The sequence below is a fragment of the Paenibacillus sp. HW567 genome (assembly GCF_000374185.1).
In the GTDB taxonomy this organism is placed as follows: Bacteria; Bacillota; Bacilli; order Paenibacillales; family Paenibacillaceae; genus Paenibacillus_AQ.
Genome location: NZ_KB910518.1, coordinates 869,113 through 885,773, shown reverse-complemented (window position 1 = coordinate 885,773; position 16,661 = coordinate 869,113). Strand labels below are relative to the sequence as shown.

The window sequence follows — 16,661 nt, the reverse complement described above, 5'->3', positions numbered from 1 at the left end:
ACCCCGTTACTTCGCCGCTTTGCGGGCATCGAACCAAACCTTGGCGGCCTGCTCCTCATAAGCCACACATTCATCGTATCCCAGGCTCTTGGCTTTCCCGACCATCTCTTTCTTTAGCGCGGCGAATTCGACATCATCTTTGGCATAGATCATTTTCCAGGACAATTCCTTAATAATGGACCCGACCTGATCGCGTTTGACCGCCAACTGGTCGTCATATTTAAAGTTCGGGATATTTACAACCATATAAGGCGCAATCATATTTTTCTTGATCAGATATTCCTTCGCCGAAAGCGCGCCTTCATAGTGATTGGTCCAGTTTTTATCCAGAAGCTTGGCGTTATCCTGAAGGTAAGACTTCCACGTCGTTTTGTTCATCGGCGCTTTCAAAATCGGGCTGACTGTGTTCTCGTCAAAAGCCGGGCCGTTGAACATATATTTAAGCGTATCGCCAACCTTGCCGCCGCCGTACTCCTCCGGGACTGCCGTATCTACCGGAGCCTGGCCAAGCTCAGTCAGCACCGGCTGGCCTTTGTCGTTAAGATCCCAGAACAGCCCCTTTGGCCCCAGGTGGTAGCCGACGCCGCCTTCATCCGAATAGAAGAAGTCCAGAAGCTTAAGCGCTGCCTCCTTATTTTTCGTGCTTGACGATACGGCCCAGAACCAGCGGCTTCCAACCGTAGAGGTCTTCGCTTCGGAAGCCTTCAGATTGGCGAAGGGAATCCGCTTATAGCCTTTCCCCTGCTCTACCAGTGCCTGATTTGTCGGATTAAAGTTCAGATTGCCCATATAGCCAAACATCCAGATTGCAGATTGGCCCTTGTTGGCTTTTGCCAAATAGTCCTCCCACGTTTGCGAGACGGAGTCCTGATCCAGCATCCCGTTCTGATAAAACTTATTGAACCATTGCAGCGATTTCAGATAATAACTGTTGTCCGCCAGGATACTCTCAATCTTGTCTTCCGTCGCATGCGGCATAATGAAATCATAGCCGTTCACCCCGTCAGTGGCCGTATATCCGTAGGCTGCAGCTATTTGCTTGGCCATGGTAACCGAACGTCCGTCCCATTCGCTGAACAGCGACATTCCGTAGAATTTATCGCCGCTTTCGGTGGTAGGATGGGCTTTGACCATTTTTTCAATCACATTGTAAAAATCCCAGTAGTCCTTGACCTCAGGCGTTCCAAGCTCCTGGTAGTAATCGAAGCGAAGCGACGGAATCACAACCGGATCAATTTGATTCACTTCGTTGGCCGTGGATACGCCAATTGGAACGCCGTATGCGCCCCCAAAGCTGCTCTTCATCCGGTCCATGGCTTCACCAAACCGTGCGATATTCGGCAGATTGGCAAGCTCATCCTTCAGATCCAGCACGGCACCGGCATCAATCGCTTTTTTGAAATCATCCGCCGAGGAAAATACGACCAAGTCCCCCAGATCACCGGTAGCCAGCTTGGTCTCGAAACGGGAGGAGCCTCCGACCGCATTCGGCACGACATTCAGAGCCACGTTCAGCTTATCCTTCAGATATTTGCCCATATAACCCCCGACAGGCCCTTCATAGGTTGCGGACTCCGTATATATTGTCAAGTTGGCAACCTGCTCTTCACCCTTACCCCGTTTGTCTGAATTACAGCCTGCCAAGGCAAGCAGCAGCACAGCCGCAGCGCTTACAAGTCCCGCTTTTTGAAGTAGGTTCTTGTTCATAATGACCTCCTGATAGACTTGGATTGGATATTACCCTTTGACCGCACCGATCATGATCCCTTTGACAAAGAAGCGTTGAAAAAACGGATAGATCATGAAAATCGGGATGACCACAATCATCGTTACCGTCAGCTTAATGGATTGCGCGGTCTGAATATTTGCACTGACCTGATCCGCTGACATCGCGCCGGAATTTACAGCGTTCGCCAGCGCGGTCGCCTGGCTGAGATAACGGTACAGCACATATTGAAGGGTATGGAGATTGTCCTTGGTCACATAGATGACAGTATCCATGAAGCTGTTCCATTGCCCTACGGCTGAGAAAATCGCCAGTGTGGCCAGGATCGGAAGCATCAGCGGCAGTACGATTCGGAAAAATACAGTGCCTATCCCCGCTCCGTCCATTTCGGCCGATTCCTGAAGCTCGTCGGGAATGCTCGATTCCACATAGGTTTTGACCAGAATCATGTTATAGGCGGACACCATGCCCGGAATGATATACACCAGAAAATTGTCCAGCAGGCCAAGTTGATTGAACAAAAGATATACCGGGATGATCCCGCCTCCGATGTACATTGTTGTAATGAAATAGCGGTATACAAAAGTGCGGAGCCACATTTTGCGCTGGGTCATCATAAAGCCGAGGAAGGCCGATACCAGCACGGTCAGCAGCGTACCGAGCACAGTTCTGGACACGCTGATCAGGAGCGCATTATAAATATTAGGAATCTGAAGCACCTGAACATAGTTGCCGAAATGAATCCCTTGGGGGATCAGACGGATCATTCCACGCGAGCTGAGCACGTTGTCGCTGATCGTATTGATGAAAATGTAGTAAAACGGATATACGCAAAGCAGCATGAACAAGATAAAAAATAAATAGTTAAATACATTAAAAACCTGTTCACCAGTGCTTCGGTCATTGTCTTTTTTTCGATACAGCACCGCTTTGTTATTCATCTTGAGGTCTGCCTTGTCCGTCGCCATCAGAAGATCGACTCTCCTCTCAGCGTCTTGGATAGACGGTTTACGCTGAACAGAAGCGTCAGGCTGACGAATGATTTCAGAATACTAATTACGGTTGCCAGTGAAAAATTCCCCTTCAACAGCCCAATGTTGTACGTGTACAGATCAAGCACTTCGATCGAGCTTTTGTTCATGGCGTTGGAGAAAACAAAATACTGGTCCATGCCCGTGTTGATCATATTGGCGACCGCCAGCAGCAGCAGCACGAAGTAGGTCGGCAGCAGTCCGGGGACCGTGATATGCCATACACAACGGTAGCGTCCCGCTCCGTCAATTCTGGCGGCTTCGTACAGGTCCTGCGGAATGCCGTTGATTGCCGCCAGATACAGAATGGCACTCCACCCCAGCCCTTTCCAGAGATCGAGCATAACCATCTTGATCCAGATATACTCCGAGCTGGCCAGGAAATTGACCGGCTTCCCGATCAAACCCAGATCAACGAGAAGGTTATTGACAACTCCGCTATCTACAGCAAGCAGCGAGAAAACAACGGAATAAACCAGCACCCAACTGATAAAATGAGGAATAGTGGTCAGGGTCTGAACAATTCGTCTCATCCGGCTGCTGCGAATTTCATACAGCAGGATCGCAAACGCCATCGGCAGAAACGATAAGCTCAGGTTAAGAAAGCTCATGCCCAGCGTATTCTTCACGACCCGAAGAATCTCATTGATCTGCTGCTTCGAATAGACGAGCATCCTGAACCATTTCAAGCCGACAAAATCCATTTGAAAAATGGATGTCCCCGATTTGTAGTCCACAAAGGCGTATAGCCAGCCCCAAAGCGGCAGATACGCAAAAACGAATACAAAAACCATAAACGGCAAAACCAGCAAAAACAGCTTGTATCTCGTTTGGATCAAATGATCCTCCTCTCCTTTCCTGTCTGTATTCTGATCTCTGAATGTAAAATGAATGGACCACCCCTCAGCTTTATGTAATCGCTTACTTCTTACGTATTTATCTTAGCATCCGCTTTCATTTCTATTTTTGTTGAAAATCAACATTTCATTAGGTTTGCAACACACTTGAAGCGCTTGCCCGCAAGCGAACCTGCTGAAGGGCTAAACTGCTCAATTCCCTCCTATACGTGCTTTGAGCAGCTTGATGGTGACCGTTGTACCGGAGCCAACTGCACTCTGGAACTCAAACACAGCATCACCTTCATAATAGGAATACAGAGTCTTCTTGATGGAGTGCAGCGAAAAACCGCTTTCACCGTCAAAGGGCTTGCCCTGATTGATCCGCTGGACCCTCTCGGGCTCAGCACCCGCGCCGTCATCCATTACGCAGATCACCAGATGCTCCCCTTCCTCCTTGATCAGCACCAGCACCTTTCCTTGTTCCTTCGGAAGCACGCCGTGCTCCACCGCATTCTCCACAATCGGCTGCAGCATACTGCGCATCAGCTTATATTCGGAGATCGGCGTCTCTACCCCAATTTCGTATTCCAGTTGATCAACAAAACGGCAGCGCTGGATTTCCAGGTAGTGATCAATCAGTTCCACCTCCTGCTCCAGCGGAATGCAGGTTTCGCCTTTGCCCAGCGCCAGTCTGTAATAACGGGCGAAGCGTTTGGAAATGCGTTCAGTTTCCCAGGCGTTTTCTTTGCGTGCGGTCCACGAAATCAGCGCCAGAGTATTGTAAAGAAAATGCTGCCGGATTTGCGATTGAAAAGCGCCGATCTCCGCCTCCCGCTTGAGCCGTTCGGTTTCCCGTATCGTCATGATCTGCTCTTCGATCCTGCGCATCATTTTATTGAACCGGTTGGCCAGCAGTCCAAATTCATCCAGGCTGTCCGTAACAATCTGCGGTGTAGCCTGACTCTCGCTCACACTGCTCATGACGGCGACGAGCTGCTTGAGCGGTCTCAGCATGTAACCGGTCAGGAAAAGAATCACAACTGCCAGCAGGATGATCGGAACAAGCAGGATGAACAGACCGGTACGCAGATAATTCCACAAATCCAGCCGGAAATTTTCCTTTGGAATGCTGGACAGCAGTTGCCAATCCGTACCTTCAATTCCCTCTACCTGGACCATGATCCATGTCCCCAATACACTCTGTATGTAAGCCGCTCCCGGGCGGGGCACAGCCGAGATGAAGCCGCCGTCAAGGAGGGAACGTTTTTTCAACTGTTGGGTGGAATACACAGCGTCGCCATTCTTCTCAATAACAAACAGCCGCACACCTTCACCAGCCGGGACCATACTGTTTATCGACTGAAAGACAGCCGAAGGACGAACAATGATGTCGACCCATCCCCGGATTCCTGATGTCTTGCCGATAGCGTTAAGTGTGAGCCTGTAATAAACGCTTGTCTCTTCCTGCTCCTTCACCGCATGCCAACCGATGGTGGCACGGGGCGAGGCGGTAATCTGATCGAAAGCGGCTATATCCTTGTTCTGCTGGTTGGAATATGAGCTCTGGGAAAGCATAAACGTATCCCCCTCCAAATGGACCCTGATTTCCCGGATATAGCCGGTCTGTGTAATCATATTGCGGAACGTGTTCACACAGTCGAATTGGAAATCAACTCCTGCATTGTCATATTCAAAAAAACGCACGGCGTATTTGCGCAAATATTGCTGAAATTTCTCATTGGCTGCCAGCAGATTGGCTGAAGTAACAACACTGTTCAACGCGTTTTCGGTATTGCCTTTGCTCTGGGATACATACTTTCCGACAAGCGCTTCTCCCTGCTCCCGGATCAGCTTTGCCGAATGACTGTACAAATACATGTTGGACACGACGAATTGGATAAGTAAAACCACTGAGCATAACCAGACGAATTTCCAGCGGATACTCATCTTCTTCCATAGGAGTTTCATGGCAGCTCCTTTCCGGACATTTTGAAAAAAAAGTACACAGGGCCGGATGCCATAGATTGAAATCCATAGCATCCGGCCCTTATAGAAGAATCTACTTGGCGATAAACGCATCCACCTGCTTCTGCACGTCCGCCAGAATCTTATCAAGACCGGACGCCTTCTGCTTTTCAATGTAGCCGTTGATCGCTTGATCAATGTCTCCTTTCACCATGCCAACAAGCAGCAGCTTGCCCTGCTCCGAGATCAGTTGATCGCGGTTGGCAAGCTCCGTCTTGATGCTGTCCGTAATCGGAACAAGACCCGCAATCGGCGACACCAGAATGTTCGGACGAGTTGCATAATCCAGTTCAGCCTTCAGGGCTTCCGCAGGACGCGAAACGGTTGGGCGCACAAAGTGGTTGCGTACAAACCCCCAGTTGAACCAATTCTGCCAGAGCGGCTTGGACGGATCTTCTCCCGGAGCAAAATCCAGGATGCCTTTATCGTTCAATACATAGGTCTTGTCTTTGATGCCGTACATGAACAGGTCGTATACGTCCTGATCGGTTGACAGCAGATCCATGAACATGAGCATCCGCTCCGGATTCGCCGCATTTTTATTGATTGCCATCGCGTTGTTCATTTGCGAGTCACGGATGGATTTCTTGTCAGGATACACCTCTACGGCAGCGCTGTCGGCAGACTTGTCTGTAAAGTTGGTTTTCTCATACAGCGCCTGCGCCGTATTCTTCTGCGAAAATGCGCTGGAGTTCTCGAACGGCTGGTTGGTTTTATCGTTCAGAATATTCTTCGAGATGATGCCTTCGTCATACCATTTCTTGGCCAGCACCACCGCTTCCTTGAACATTGGCGTCTGCTCAACCGGCACCACTTTATGCGCCGGGTCGTTCAGGTCCATATAGAGCGAATGAAAGCCCATATCCAAATATTCATATTTGGGAACGAGCAGCGCAACGATCGAGCCTTCCGAAGCGCCCATGTTCTGGTGGAACGGCTGCATCCCCGGATTGGCCTTGTTAATGTCCGTCAGGAAGCTGTCGATGCCTTCAATCGTGGTCAGATCTTTGGCTTCGACGCCCAATTTGGCAGCCAGATCCTTACGATATTGGAACACCGGTTTTGAGGTCTTGATTTCCGTCCAAGGGAGCGCCATCAGCTTGCCGTTGACACTCGCGGATGCCAGCATATTGCCGTCCTCATACAATTTGTACAGATTGGGCGCATATTGCGGAGCCAGCTCGCTCAGGTCAAGGAACGCGCCTTTGTTGACCATCTGGGAGTATCCGAACCAGTCTGCGGTAAACGCAGCATCGTAGGTATCCCCGGAAGATGCGAGCATCGTCAGCTTCTGCTGATAATCACCGAACGGCACAAAGTTGAGTTCAAATTTGGCGTTCAGCTTATCCTTCGTTTTCTCGTACAGCGCATCAAGCACCTCCTGCTTGGCTGAACGGTCGTCTCCGGGCAGGAATATCTTGAGCGTCACCGGCTCCAGCTTTTGCTCCGGAGCGGGCGATGAAGCGTTTGCAGAAGAATCCGGCGCCGAAGGCGATGTGCTCCCGGTGGCCGAATTGTTGCCCGATCCGCAGGCCGCCAGCATGGAGGCCATCAAAGTCAGGAATACTCCAAAGGCCACATAACGTTGTTTGAGTTGCATCTTTGCAATTCCTCCCCTATATCGTTTATGAATTACAATATCTACAACAGCGGCCCGGGTAATACCCGGGTGCTGAGTGTATTCGCGTTCAGCCCTTAACAGCTCCGATGGTCAACCCTTTAATGAAGTAACGCTGCACAAACGGATAGACAAATATGATCGGGCCAATTGTCAGGATACAGACGGCCATCTTGATTCCCTCCGACGGGAGGCGTCCGCCTGTCGCGCGGATAATCTCCGCACCCTGGGCTGAGGTGGAAATAAACTGGACGTTGGACTGAATCGTGCGCAGGAGCAGTTGAAGCGGTTGAAGCTCTGTCTTGTTCAGCAGAGTAAGACCGAGCCACCAGTCGTTCCAGTACAGCAGCGAGATGAACAGACCTACCGTTGCCAAGGCGGGCTTGGCGAGGGGCGCAACGATGGAGAATAGAATCCGGTATTCGCCCGCTCCGTCTATTTTGGCCGATTCGGTAATCTCTTCCGGGATGGTCTGGAAAAAGCTCCGCAGCAGGAATACATTCCAGGCTTGAACCAGATAAGGAACAATTAGCGCAAACACATTGTCCTGTAAGTGCAAATAGCGGACACAGACGATATACCAAGGAACGATACCTCCGTTAATCAGGAGCGTGATCAAGGTATACAGATTAAGCGCCTTGCGGAGCTTCACCCGCTTCAATGCGAGCGGATACGCCAAGAGTGCTGTAATTGTCAGGCTGGCGATCGTGCCGACAACCGTCACAAAAATCGAGATTTTATAACCGTTCAGAATCCTTCCGGCATCAAGAAAAAGCAGACGGTATGCCGATAGATCGAAGACGCGGGGGAACAGGTTATAACCATGCTGCAAAATGGATTCCTCATTGGTGAACGAACTGCTGAGAATCAGCAGAAACGGCAGGAAGCAGAACAGCGAGAAAACCAGAATAATGAGATAAATGAGTCCACCGTAAAGTTTGTGCTTCATTGAAATATCCTCCTGTGACGCCGTATCAGAACAGCGAAGAATCTTCGTCCAGACGTCTGGCCAGCTTATTGCAGAGCATGATGATGGCGAATGAGAGAACCGACTGATAGAATCCGGCTGCGGAAGCCATCCCGATATCCCCGTTTAATCTAAGGCTGCGGAAGATAAAGGTGTCGATCACATCGGCCGTATTGTAAATCGCTGCGTTCTCGCCGACAATTGCGTAGAACATCCCGAAATCGGCATTCATGATCCGTCCGGCCTGCAGCAGTGTCAGCGTCAGAATGGTCGGCATCAGGAACGGAAGGGAAATGTAGCGAATCTGCTGCCACTTCGTTGCGCCGTCAATTTTTGCCGCCTCGTAATAGGAAGGATCAATGCCGGTCAGTGAGGCGAGATATAGCACCATTCCGTAGCCGGTCGACTTCCAGATGTGGAACAACACAAGGAGAATCGGCCATACCCAGGGGGTTGTGAACCATTCGAACGGATTCAGCCCCATGCTTTTCAATAACGAGTTGATAACGCCGGTATCTGTATTGAACAGGTTGTAGGCGATAACGCCGACGACAATCCAGGAGATGAAGTAGGGCAGGAACATGAGCGACTGTGTAATTTTTTTGAAGTATTTGCCGGCAAGCTCGTTGAACAGCAGAGCCAGTCCGATCTGGAAAATAATCCCGAAGACGATGAACAGCGAGTTAAGATACAGCGTATTGAGCGTTGCCCGCATTGCCGTCGAGCCGGGTGCGAACAGGAACTTGAAGTTGCCGTAAAAGGGTTCAATCCACGGGCTTCCCCAAATCCCGTCTTTGAAGTTGAAGTCCTTGAAGGCAACCATCAGTCCGAACAAAGGAAGATAGCTGAACAGCAGAATCAGCACCAGCCCCGGAAGGGCCATGGAATAGAGCGATTTATTGCGGTACAGTTCAGTCAGCAAGCTTTTCATTTTCATGCATGATACGCTCCTTAGTTGCTTTTTTTCTCGGTCGATCTCCTTACAAAACTGATTATAGTCAAATTGACCGGACGACTGAACGCGATTTTTTAAGGTCCATGTACGGATTTTAAAGACAAAAAAAGACCGTTCCGAAAAGGAACGATCCAGGACACTTATGGAAAAGAAACCCGACGCTGCGACCACTGCTCGTCCGCCTGCTGCATCAGTTGAGCGGCATTCGGCCTGTTCTGCGCAAGCGTATACTGCAGCAATCCAAGAAACCAGTCACGGAATCCGTCCGGCATCACCTTCTCCCCCCAATAGTCGTTCATCGCCAGAACCTTCACTGTATGCGGATTATCGGCAATCGCAATGAAAGCGCCGGTTGCGTCCTCAGAGGGATAAGTTACCTGCTCTTTCGTAGCAGGAAGACCTTTAACCACCTCTAAATAGCGGGCATACTGAACCGGATCATAGAAATAGTGTAGAAAATCCGTAAACGCCGCCAGCTTGCCCGGTTCACCTGCGGCTTCCGCAGACAGGGCGAAGCCCCGCAGCGGCGAGGACTCGCGTACAACGGTTCTCCCTTGCCGGTCGGGTGGAGCGAAGACGCCGATATTGGTACCCGGATTCGCCTGCTTGATTGCCTCCAGCGCCCATACGCCTGTATAGAGCATGCCCGCCTTGCCCAAAGCCAGTTGTGCAGCGGTTTCGCTATCATCCGTATACAGCCAACTGGGGTTGACATATCCCCGATTCCACAGCTCCTGCATGTCCTTAACTGCACTGGCGGCGTTCTTATCCATAAAGCTTGCCGTGCCGGAGCTCTTGTCCGCATTCCAGTCAGGGCGGTCTGCGTAAACGTTGGCACCGAAGAAATAGTCGGACCAATACGCCAGATGCCGGGCATCCTTGCCGCCGACAACAATCGGACTGATTCCGGCCGCTTTGATCTTGGCACAGATACGCAAGAACTCCGCCCAATTCGCCGGTTCGGCTGTTATTCCGGCCTTGGCGAACACATCCCGGTTGTAGACGATAGCCAGCGGCAAGCTGCGTGACATCGGGGCCGTATATACCTGACCGGCAAGCTCGGCAGGAGCCTCAAGCAAACCAGTGATTTCTTGCGGAATCGGTGACAGCAGGTTTGCTTTGACATACAGCTCGGTATCCTTCATTTCCAGCATGTCGGGAAATTCACCGACAGCATTCTTCTTCAGCAAAAATTGCTGATAGCTTCCTGCGCCTGCTTCGGAGGAGATGCCGTTAATGCGAATGCCCGGATGGGAATCATTGAAGGAGTCAACAACCTCCTGAAGCGCCTGATTGGCGACGGAATCGCCTCCCTCATAAATAAAGCTGAGCGTTACCGGCTCTGGGATGGAGGGCGCGGCCCCGCCTGAATCCGAGCTGCCCCTTGAGCAGCCGGTCAGGCACATTACGGTAATCAGAAAAAGGGCTGTCCGGCGGTAATTGCGTTTCGTTGACACGGCGGCTTCCTCCCTGGTCATATTAGTTGCCGCTTCCCGGCGTATCGTCCACTGCCCGGATGACCGGCATGCGAATCTGAACAGAAGTGCCCAGCAGGGGATAGCTGTCGAAACTCAAGCCGAACGAAGAGCCGTAGAGCGACTGCAGCCGGTCATGCACGTTTTTCAGCCCGACACTTGCCGGCTTGCCGCTATCTTCCGGGCGTTCGCGGTGCCCGAGCCGGCGGGAAAGCTCGTCCGTCTGCCGCTCATCCATGCCGATCCCATCGTCGATTACGCAGATGGACAGCACATCCGGCTCCTCCAGCGAGATCTCCAGCCTGACATGTCCCGCGCTCTCCTTCGGCAGAATTCCGTGCTGCACCGCATTCTCCACAAGCGGCTGCACGGACAGCTTCAGAATCCCCCATTCTTCCTGAATACCGGGGGCTAGTTGAATTTCCAGACTGGCCAGCTCCTCATACCGCACCTGGATCAGATGGAAATAATCTCTGACGTTAGCCAGCTCCTCGCCGATCGTCACCAGACTTTTCCCGTAATCCAGCACATACGCCAGTTGGTTTGACAACGCATGAATCATATCCGCCACAGGCTCATCATCGCGGCTGACTGCACTCATGCGGATCACTTCCAGGGTATTGTACAGGTAATGGGGACGAATCTGGCTTTTCAGCGCATTCAGCTCGCTTTGCTTCTGCCTGATTTCGGCGACGTAGGCCTCCTGAATGAATCGTCCCAGTTGGTCGGACATCCGGTTGACTCCGCGCGTCAGTTGGCCGATTTCGTCCGGTGACCGGACCGGAAGCGCCCCGTCCAGATCCCCCGATTCCATTCTCGCCAGCTTGCGCTTAATGTCGCGGATCGGCTGGGAGAATCTTCGGGACAAACCCAGTGAGAGCAGGGTCAGCAGGAGCAGGCATACCGAGACAATCAGAACGACCAGCACCTTGAAGCGGGTCAACTGAGCAAGAAAACCGGACCGGGAATAACTTCCGATCAGAAGCTGATTGGTGCCGGCAATTCTTCTGACTATCAGTTGTGCGTTGCGCTTCTCCCCCTCCTTCTGCGCCATCTCCACCGTCTGTGTCTGGCCGATCAGCATTCTGTTGTTGCTGTACATTACCTTTCCGAATGTGTCGGTAACGATAATTTTGTCGTTTGCTTCCAGTTCAAGTCCCGAGATCAACTCGTCGAACACCTCGATATTGACATCGAAGAGGAACACGCCAAGCACTGTAAGATGATCATCCAGCAGCGTAGAGGTATCCAGAAGATACCGGGAAAAGGTGACGACCTGCCGGTTGGATGAGGAAAAATACGCTTCCCCATGCGCCGGAGACATCTGGATTCCCTTCGGATTCTGCTTCAGCTCACGGGTCAGTTCAGCCAGCGGAAATTTCGCGGCATCAAACGACTTGGCCCTCCGGCTGCGGGACAGAACTTCCCGGCTGGACTGCGGAACAAAATAAGCATTTTCAATATACGGATTGGAGCTGATGACATAAGACAGCCAATTATCAATAACCGGGATTTGGTTCCCTCTGGCCGCCTGGCTCAAATCCGGGTACCCGTTGGCATCGTACATGGACTTCGAGATTTCATTATAGTTATTCAACAATTGCCCCGTATTTTGGGTCAGGTAAAACGTCATTTGCTCAAGATTGTTGAGGTTGAACCGTTCGGATTGCGCAAAATAAGCGTTCATAAGGAAATAACCGAGCGCCGACAGCGGCAGTATTCCTGCCAGCAGAAAAGAAACCACGAACTTGGCAAAAATACTCCTCTTGAGTGCCGTCAACCGGAATCCCAGCATCATATAACCGCCTTATTGGTCTGATTTGGACTACTTGATGAATATCTAGTTTTTTCTGGATAACCGGTAGTCGTTGGGAAGTGCGCCGTAGTATTTTTTGAAAATTTCGCTGAACTGCCTGGCATTCGTAAATCCCGTTTTCTCGGCGATTTCATAGAGCATGGCATCCGAATGCAGCAGCAGATGTGTCGCCTCCCTCATGCGCACCTCCGTCAGATACAGCTTGAAATTTTGCCCCGTATGCTTCTTAAAAAAACTGCTGAAATAATACGGGTTCATAAAAAATCGCGCCGCCATCGTCTCCAGGTTGATTTCCATCTGATAATTCTCGTCAATATAACGTTTGATCTCGATGATCAACCGCGAATCCTTGGTACCTCCCTCAAGCTCGGACCGGGCTGCCCGGATTCGGCTGCGCATCCAGCCGAACGTCTCGTCAAGCGTTGCACAGGCTTGCAGACAGTAGAACACTTCCTGCTCTTCATCGCTCTGCCACTCGTCCTCCTTCGGCCGCAGCCCGCGGAGCAGCTTGATCATCAGCGTATTGCACAGGCTGACGGCATAGGAGCGTTTGCCCCAGGACAGCCGGCGGATCTCATCGAGCAGCCGGTCCAGCGTCGGCACCGGATCACCGGAGGGGGCAAACAGCTCCCGCTGGAGTGCTTTTTCGGTCTTCTCGCGGTCAATAGCCGAACCCCAGGGTGTCTGCGGCAGGGAATGACAAGAAAATATCCGGTTTGTTCCGGCAAAATAGCGGTAATCAATCGCCGAAGAACAATGGCGGTATAATTGCGGCAGTTGAAGCAGAGAGCCTTCTCCGCTGACACAGACCGTGACCTCCTGCTTCACATAGTCGTTGATGTGGCGATGAATCGTCCACACCATTTCGTCCATCTCCTGCAGCGGAGCATGCCTCACAATGACATAAAACCGCCCTTCGTTCAAAAAGGTCCAGTGGATCTCTCTATCACCAAGCGTCTCCTCGATAATGTTCTGAATTGCGAAGAACAGCAGCCGGCGCTGTCCCTCTCCCCAGCGTCCAGCCGCGGCCCGGCTAAGATCGGGATCAATCGCCAGCACCGAAAACGCTGCCGCAGGATCATCCCCTCCGACAGCCGTAATCATTTCTGAATTTGGCACATTCGTCTTCTCTTCCACAAATTTGCGGAGGTCCTCGAGCAGGCTGATGTGCTGTTGTTGTAACTCCAGCTCACGCAGCTTCTTTTCATTCATCACCTGCAGGGAATCATTGTGAATTCCCGCAATCGCTTTCAAAACTATCTCTTCGAGTTTGGGGCGGCTGACCGGTTTGATCAGATAACCGGCAGCGCCGTAAGACAGCGCATCCTGAGCGTAGGAGAACTCCCGGTACGCGCTGATGAAAACCACCTTGGTCGGCAACCCGCGGCTCCGGATCTGCTTCAGCACCTCAATGCCGTCCATTCTTGGCATCGCAATATCTGTTATGACCAGATGAGGGCTGCTCAGCTCGATCGCTCTCATCAGGTCTTCTCCGTTGCGGGACTCTCCAATGATCTGCAGGCCAAGCCTGTCCCAGTCCAGCAGCTTGCGCAGTCCGCGCAGAATAACCGGCTCGTCATCCGCTAAATGTACGGTTAGCATTTTCCAGTCACCTCACCGCTTGCTTAAAGATTATATTGACAAGGCCGCAGGGCGGCCCAGGTATTCTCTCCTCTTCAACTTAGCACGTTTCCAATATATTGACACTTCCTTTTTCAGGAAATTCAATTTATGACTGGAGCATCTGCTTCAGCCAGCCGAAGGAACGCCGCCCGCTGACCTCATGCACACCGGGGAACAAATCCCAACCGAAGCGGTCCTCTGCTCCGGCGTCCCGGTAAATCGCGCGCAGCTCCTCCGCGGCCAGCTCAAAGCCCCTCTTCGGAAAAATCGGGTCACGGTCGCCCGATTCCAGAAACAGCGGCCGCGGCGCGATCAGGCCGATCAGCTCCGGCAGTTCGCCGATTTCGAGAATGCCTGGCGTATAGTTGCAGACACAATGGTGGACGGCCATGATGCTGTCTTTGAATGTATTCGGAAAGCCGATCAGATTCACTGCGCGAATCCGCTCGTCCAGCACAGCCGTAACATACGCGATCAGCGATCCGCCGGAGAAGCCGGCAATCCCGATGCGGCTTGGATCAACCTCTTCACGGCCCGCAAAATAATCCAGCGCGCCCCGCATCTCGGCCACCCGCAGACCGGTCAACGTCTTGCCCATCATCAGCAGTTGCGCCGACATCATATAACAGGAGCTGGGCGACTCCGGGTCCGCGTCCAGATCGCTCTGCAACGCCCGCTCGCCAAAGCCGATCACGTCCGGCGCAATAACCACCATTCCCAGCCGGACCAGCTCAAGTGCGAAGTGACGATAAATATCCGTATGGCCGGGATCAGGCGTTCCGTCTGCAAGCATGCCGCAAATCTGACGGCTGCCGTACCCGTGTCCATGAACTGCGATCACCCCCGGCAGCTTGCCCGGCACTCCTTTGGGAATCAGGAGATACGCACCGAACGATAATCCCTCCACAATGGATAACTCGACCCGCTCGCGGGTATAGTCCGCAAATTCGATACGCTCCAGCAATTTGGGCTGAACTTGCCCTTGCCCGGTCAAGTTGAATTCGCCAAGCGACGATTCCAGCCGTTCCTTCATACGCTGCTTGCGTTCGTCCGGTGCCCTACCCTCATTCTCCAAGGCCCTCCTACTAGCGGTCTGTTCATATAACTCTTTTAAAAATGAATCCCCTTTCCACATCTTCATGCATCCTCCTTTTTAATCTCCTATAAGTTCAAGATAACGGATTTCCATGCAGATTTTTTTAGAACGATATGCGGAAATTATAGAAGTTTGGATTACAAGCATACCAAGCGATGTCCATTTCGGCAGCACAGCAGGCATTTGCCCATAAGAATCATCCCCTATGTAAAAAATCCCCCGCCAATGCCGGCAGGGTAAGTAATTTCATATTTAATAATTATTGTACATAAGCCCCCCTGTATGTCTAGCTCAATCTGCAATCAGGTCGTTAACCTCCCTTCTCATGCTCAGCGGCGTATCCTGCGTCGGCTGGCCCAGACGGATCAGAAATTGGATCGTCTCACCACCCGGAGCATACTCCTGATGGATTCGGGTATACGGCGTCTTCATCTCCGGGTACTCCTCCAGCACCTGGCTCAACGGCTGCATTACCAGCCCCTGCTCATGTCCGGCGAGAACGAGCCGGCTGTAGAGCATGCCTGCTTTTACCTGGCTGGTGCGGCTGTTGTCCTTACTGAGAATCAGTGCATATGCCGGGGAATGTTCGGCTGCCGTCCGGGCCGCATCTACGGCGAGCTTCGTTGAAGCTTCCTCATTATTAAAGAATGGGACGATTGTAATCATGCCTTGGAGCAGATGCTTTTTCACGCCCGTGGTTCCTTGCCCCTCAAACGAAAAACCGTACCGGTATTTGTTCTTCTGGCTCTCATTCGAACGGAAAATATTAGCGGACTCATCATTCATGCGCTTAAGTCCGGTTTCGATGTCTGTACCCTCTATACCGTATTCTCCCAGCTTCTTGATGTCCGCCGAACCCTCCATGAAGGTTAACTTCAAATCCTCATCCGCATTAGTCTGCTCCAGACGCTGGCGCTGCTCCGTTGTCAACGGACCGGGCTTATAGGCCATCCGGTTCGTATCCGGCAAAAACATATAATCAAACAACGGATTAGCCGCAGGCTGTGCCTTGGACAGCGTTATTTCCGCTACAGGCTTCCGGTCCATACTCCCGCTAAGCTGCTGCTCATCATATTCCCCTTCCGGAAAAAGCCTGAATGCCGCCCGATAGCCCAACTGTTCTCCGGCAACCCTCATATATTCCAGAAAGGTGCCCTGGGAAATCATGGTTTGCCGGGCCAGCGGATCGGATGCCGGCGCGAGACGTGTATTGTCCGTGTACAAAGAGAACTTTAGCGGATTTTGCTTGTCTAGACGAATCCTCCAGGGCTGCAAATTGTGTCCGTTCGGAGCAAGTAGGCCATAAGCAGCCAGCTTCACTCTCGGATCCTCGAATTGGTCCACGTAATCACGTTTCCAGGGATCCAGGTACTTGGCTTTCTTAAATACGCCGCTCGCCGTGAATACCGTTCCGGCAAGCAGGATGAGCACAATAATAACCGATGATAGTATGATCACAGATATTTTGGCGCGCTTGCTCATGGCCCTCT

At 51.8% G+C, this 16,661-nt stretch carries 12 protein-coding genes; all 12 read right to left on the bottom strand.

Features of this window, described 5'->3' with window-relative positions; genetic code table 11:
* Positions 1 to 6: 6 nt before the first annotated feature.
* The 12 genes from B212_RS0104085 to B212_RS0104030 all read right to left on the bottom strand — a co-directional run bounded on the left by B212_RS0104085 (position 7) and on the right by B212_RS0104030 (position 16,653).
* Positions 7 to 1,707, bottom strand: a complete 1,701-nt coding sequence (locus B212_RS0104085) for an extracellular solute-binding protein (protein ID WP_019909119.1) — start codon at positions 1,705 to 1,707, stop codon at positions 7 to 9.
* 30 nt (positions 1,708 to 1,737) lie between these two features.
* Positions 1,738 to 2,694 carry a carbohydrate ABC transporter permease gene (locus B212_RS0104080; protein WP_019909118.1) on the bottom strand — a complete coding sequence of 319 codons (957 nt, stop codon included), beginning with the start codon at positions 2,692 to 2,694 and terminating at the stop codon, positions 1,738 to 1,740.
* Positions 2,694 to 3,596 (bottom strand): ABC transporter permease, encoded by a 903-nt coding sequence (locus B212_RS0104075; RefSeq protein ID WP_019909117.1) that lies wholly within the window; start codon positions 3,594 to 3,596, stop codon positions 2,694 to 2,696. Before B212_RS0104075 ends, B212_RS0104080 begins: the two co-directional genes overlap by 1 nt.
* A 210-nt stretch (positions 3,597 to 3,806) precedes the next feature.
* Positions 3,807 to 5,564, bottom strand: a complete 1,758-nt coding sequence (locus tag B212_RS0104070) for a sensor histidine kinase (protein ID WP_019909116.1) — start codon at positions 5,562 to 5,564, stop codon at positions 3,807 to 3,809.
* Positions 5,565 to 5,655: 91 nt separating this feature from the next.
* A complete protein-coding gene (locus B212_RS30735; protein ID WP_019909115.1) occupies positions 5,656 to 7,221 on the bottom strand; it encodes an extracellular solute-binding protein in 1,566 nt (521 codons plus the stop codon).
* An 88-nt stretch (positions 7,222 to 7,309) separates the two neighbouring features.
* On the bottom strand, positions 7,310 to 8,188 hold the full coding sequence (locus B212_RS0104060) for a carbohydrate ABC transporter permease (RefSeq protein WP_019909114.1): 879 nt from the start codon (positions 8,186 to 8,188) through the stop codon (positions 7,310 to 7,312).
* A gap of 25 nt (positions 8,189 to 8,213) precedes the next feature.
* Entirely contained in the window at positions 8,214 to 9,143 is a 930-nt protein-coding gene (locus tag B212_RS0104055; RefSeq protein WP_019909113.1) for an ABC transporter permease, read from the bottom strand.
* Positions 9,144 to 9,301: 158 nt separating this feature from the next.
* The gene (locus tag B212_RS0104050; protein WP_198015829.1) at positions 9,302 to 10,618 is read right to left on the bottom strand and encodes an ABC transporter substrate-binding protein; all 1,317 of its coding nucleotides are present in this window, start codon (positions 10,616 to 10,618) and stop codon (positions 9,302 to 9,304) included.
* Positions 10,619 to 10,640: 22 nt separating this feature from the next.
* Positions 10,641 to 12,434, bottom strand: coding sequence for a sensor histidine kinase (locus tag B212_RS30730; RefSeq protein ID WP_084673234.1), 1,794 nt, complete (start codon positions 12,432 to 12,434; stop codon positions 10,641 to 10,643).
* A 42-nt stretch (positions 12,435 to 12,476) separates the two neighbouring features.
* A complete protein-coding gene (locus B212_RS0104040; protein WP_019909110.1) occupies positions 12,477 to 14,054 on the bottom strand; it encodes a response regulator in 1,578 nt (525 codons plus the stop codon).
* Positions 14,055 to 14,181: 127 nt separating this feature from the next.
* The gene (locus tag B212_RS0104035; protein WP_232231462.1) at positions 14,182 to 15,216 is read right to left on the bottom strand and encodes a dienelactone hydrolase family protein; all 1,035 of its coding nucleotides are present in this window, start codon (positions 15,214 to 15,216) and stop codon (positions 14,182 to 14,184) included.
* A 246-nt stretch (positions 15,217 to 15,462) separates the two neighbouring features.
* Complete coding sequence (locus B212_RS0104030; RefSeq protein WP_019909108.1) at positions 15,463 to 16,653, bottom strand: Acg family FMN-binding oxidoreductase; 1,191 nt, start codon at positions 16,651 to 16,653, stop codon at positions 15,463 to 15,465.
* Between the last annotated feature and the right edge of the window lie 8 nt (positions 16,654 to 16,661).

Bases quoted from the DNA above. Each gene is read 5' to 3' on its own strand.
- B212_RS0104085 (WP_019909119.1), bottom strand. From the start codon at position 1,707: ATGAACAAGAACCTACTTCAAAAAGCGGGACTTGTAAGCGCTGCGGCT.
- B212_RS0104080 (WP_019909118.1), bottom strand. From the start codon at position 2,694: ATGGCGACGGACAAGGCAGACCTCAAGATGAATAACAAAGCGGTGCTG.
- B212_RS0104070 (WP_019909116.1), bottom strand. From the start codon at position 5,564: ATGAAACTCCTATGGAAGAAGATGAGTATCCGCTGGAAATTCGTCTGG.
- B212_RS30735 (WP_019909115.1), bottom strand. From the start codon at position 7,221: ATGCAACTCAAACAACGTTATGTGGCCTTTGGAGTATTCCTGACTTTG.
- B212_RS0104060 (WP_019909114.1), bottom strand. From the start codon at position 8,188: ATGAAGCACAAACTTTACGGTGGACTCATTTATCTCATTATTCTGGTT.
- B212_RS0104055 (WP_019909113.1), bottom strand. From the start codon at position 9,143: ATGAAAATGAAAAGCTTGCTGACTGAACTGTACCGCAATAAATCGCTC.
- B212_RS30730 (WP_084673234.1), bottom strand. From the start codon at position 12,434: ATGATGCTGGGATTCCGGTTGACGGCACTCAAGAGGAGTATTTTTGCC.
- B212_RS0104040 (WP_019909110.1), bottom strand. From the start codon at position 14,054: ATGCTAACCGTACATTTAGCGGATGACGAGCCGGTTATTCTGCGCGGA.
- B212_RS0104035 (WP_232231462.1), bottom strand. From the start codon at position 15,216: ATGAAGATGTGGAAAGGGGATTCATTTTTAAAAGAGTTATATGAACAG.
- B212_RS0104030 (WP_019909108.1), bottom strand. From the start codon at position 16,653: ATGAGCAAGCGCGCCAAAATATCTGTGATCATACTATCATCGGTTATT.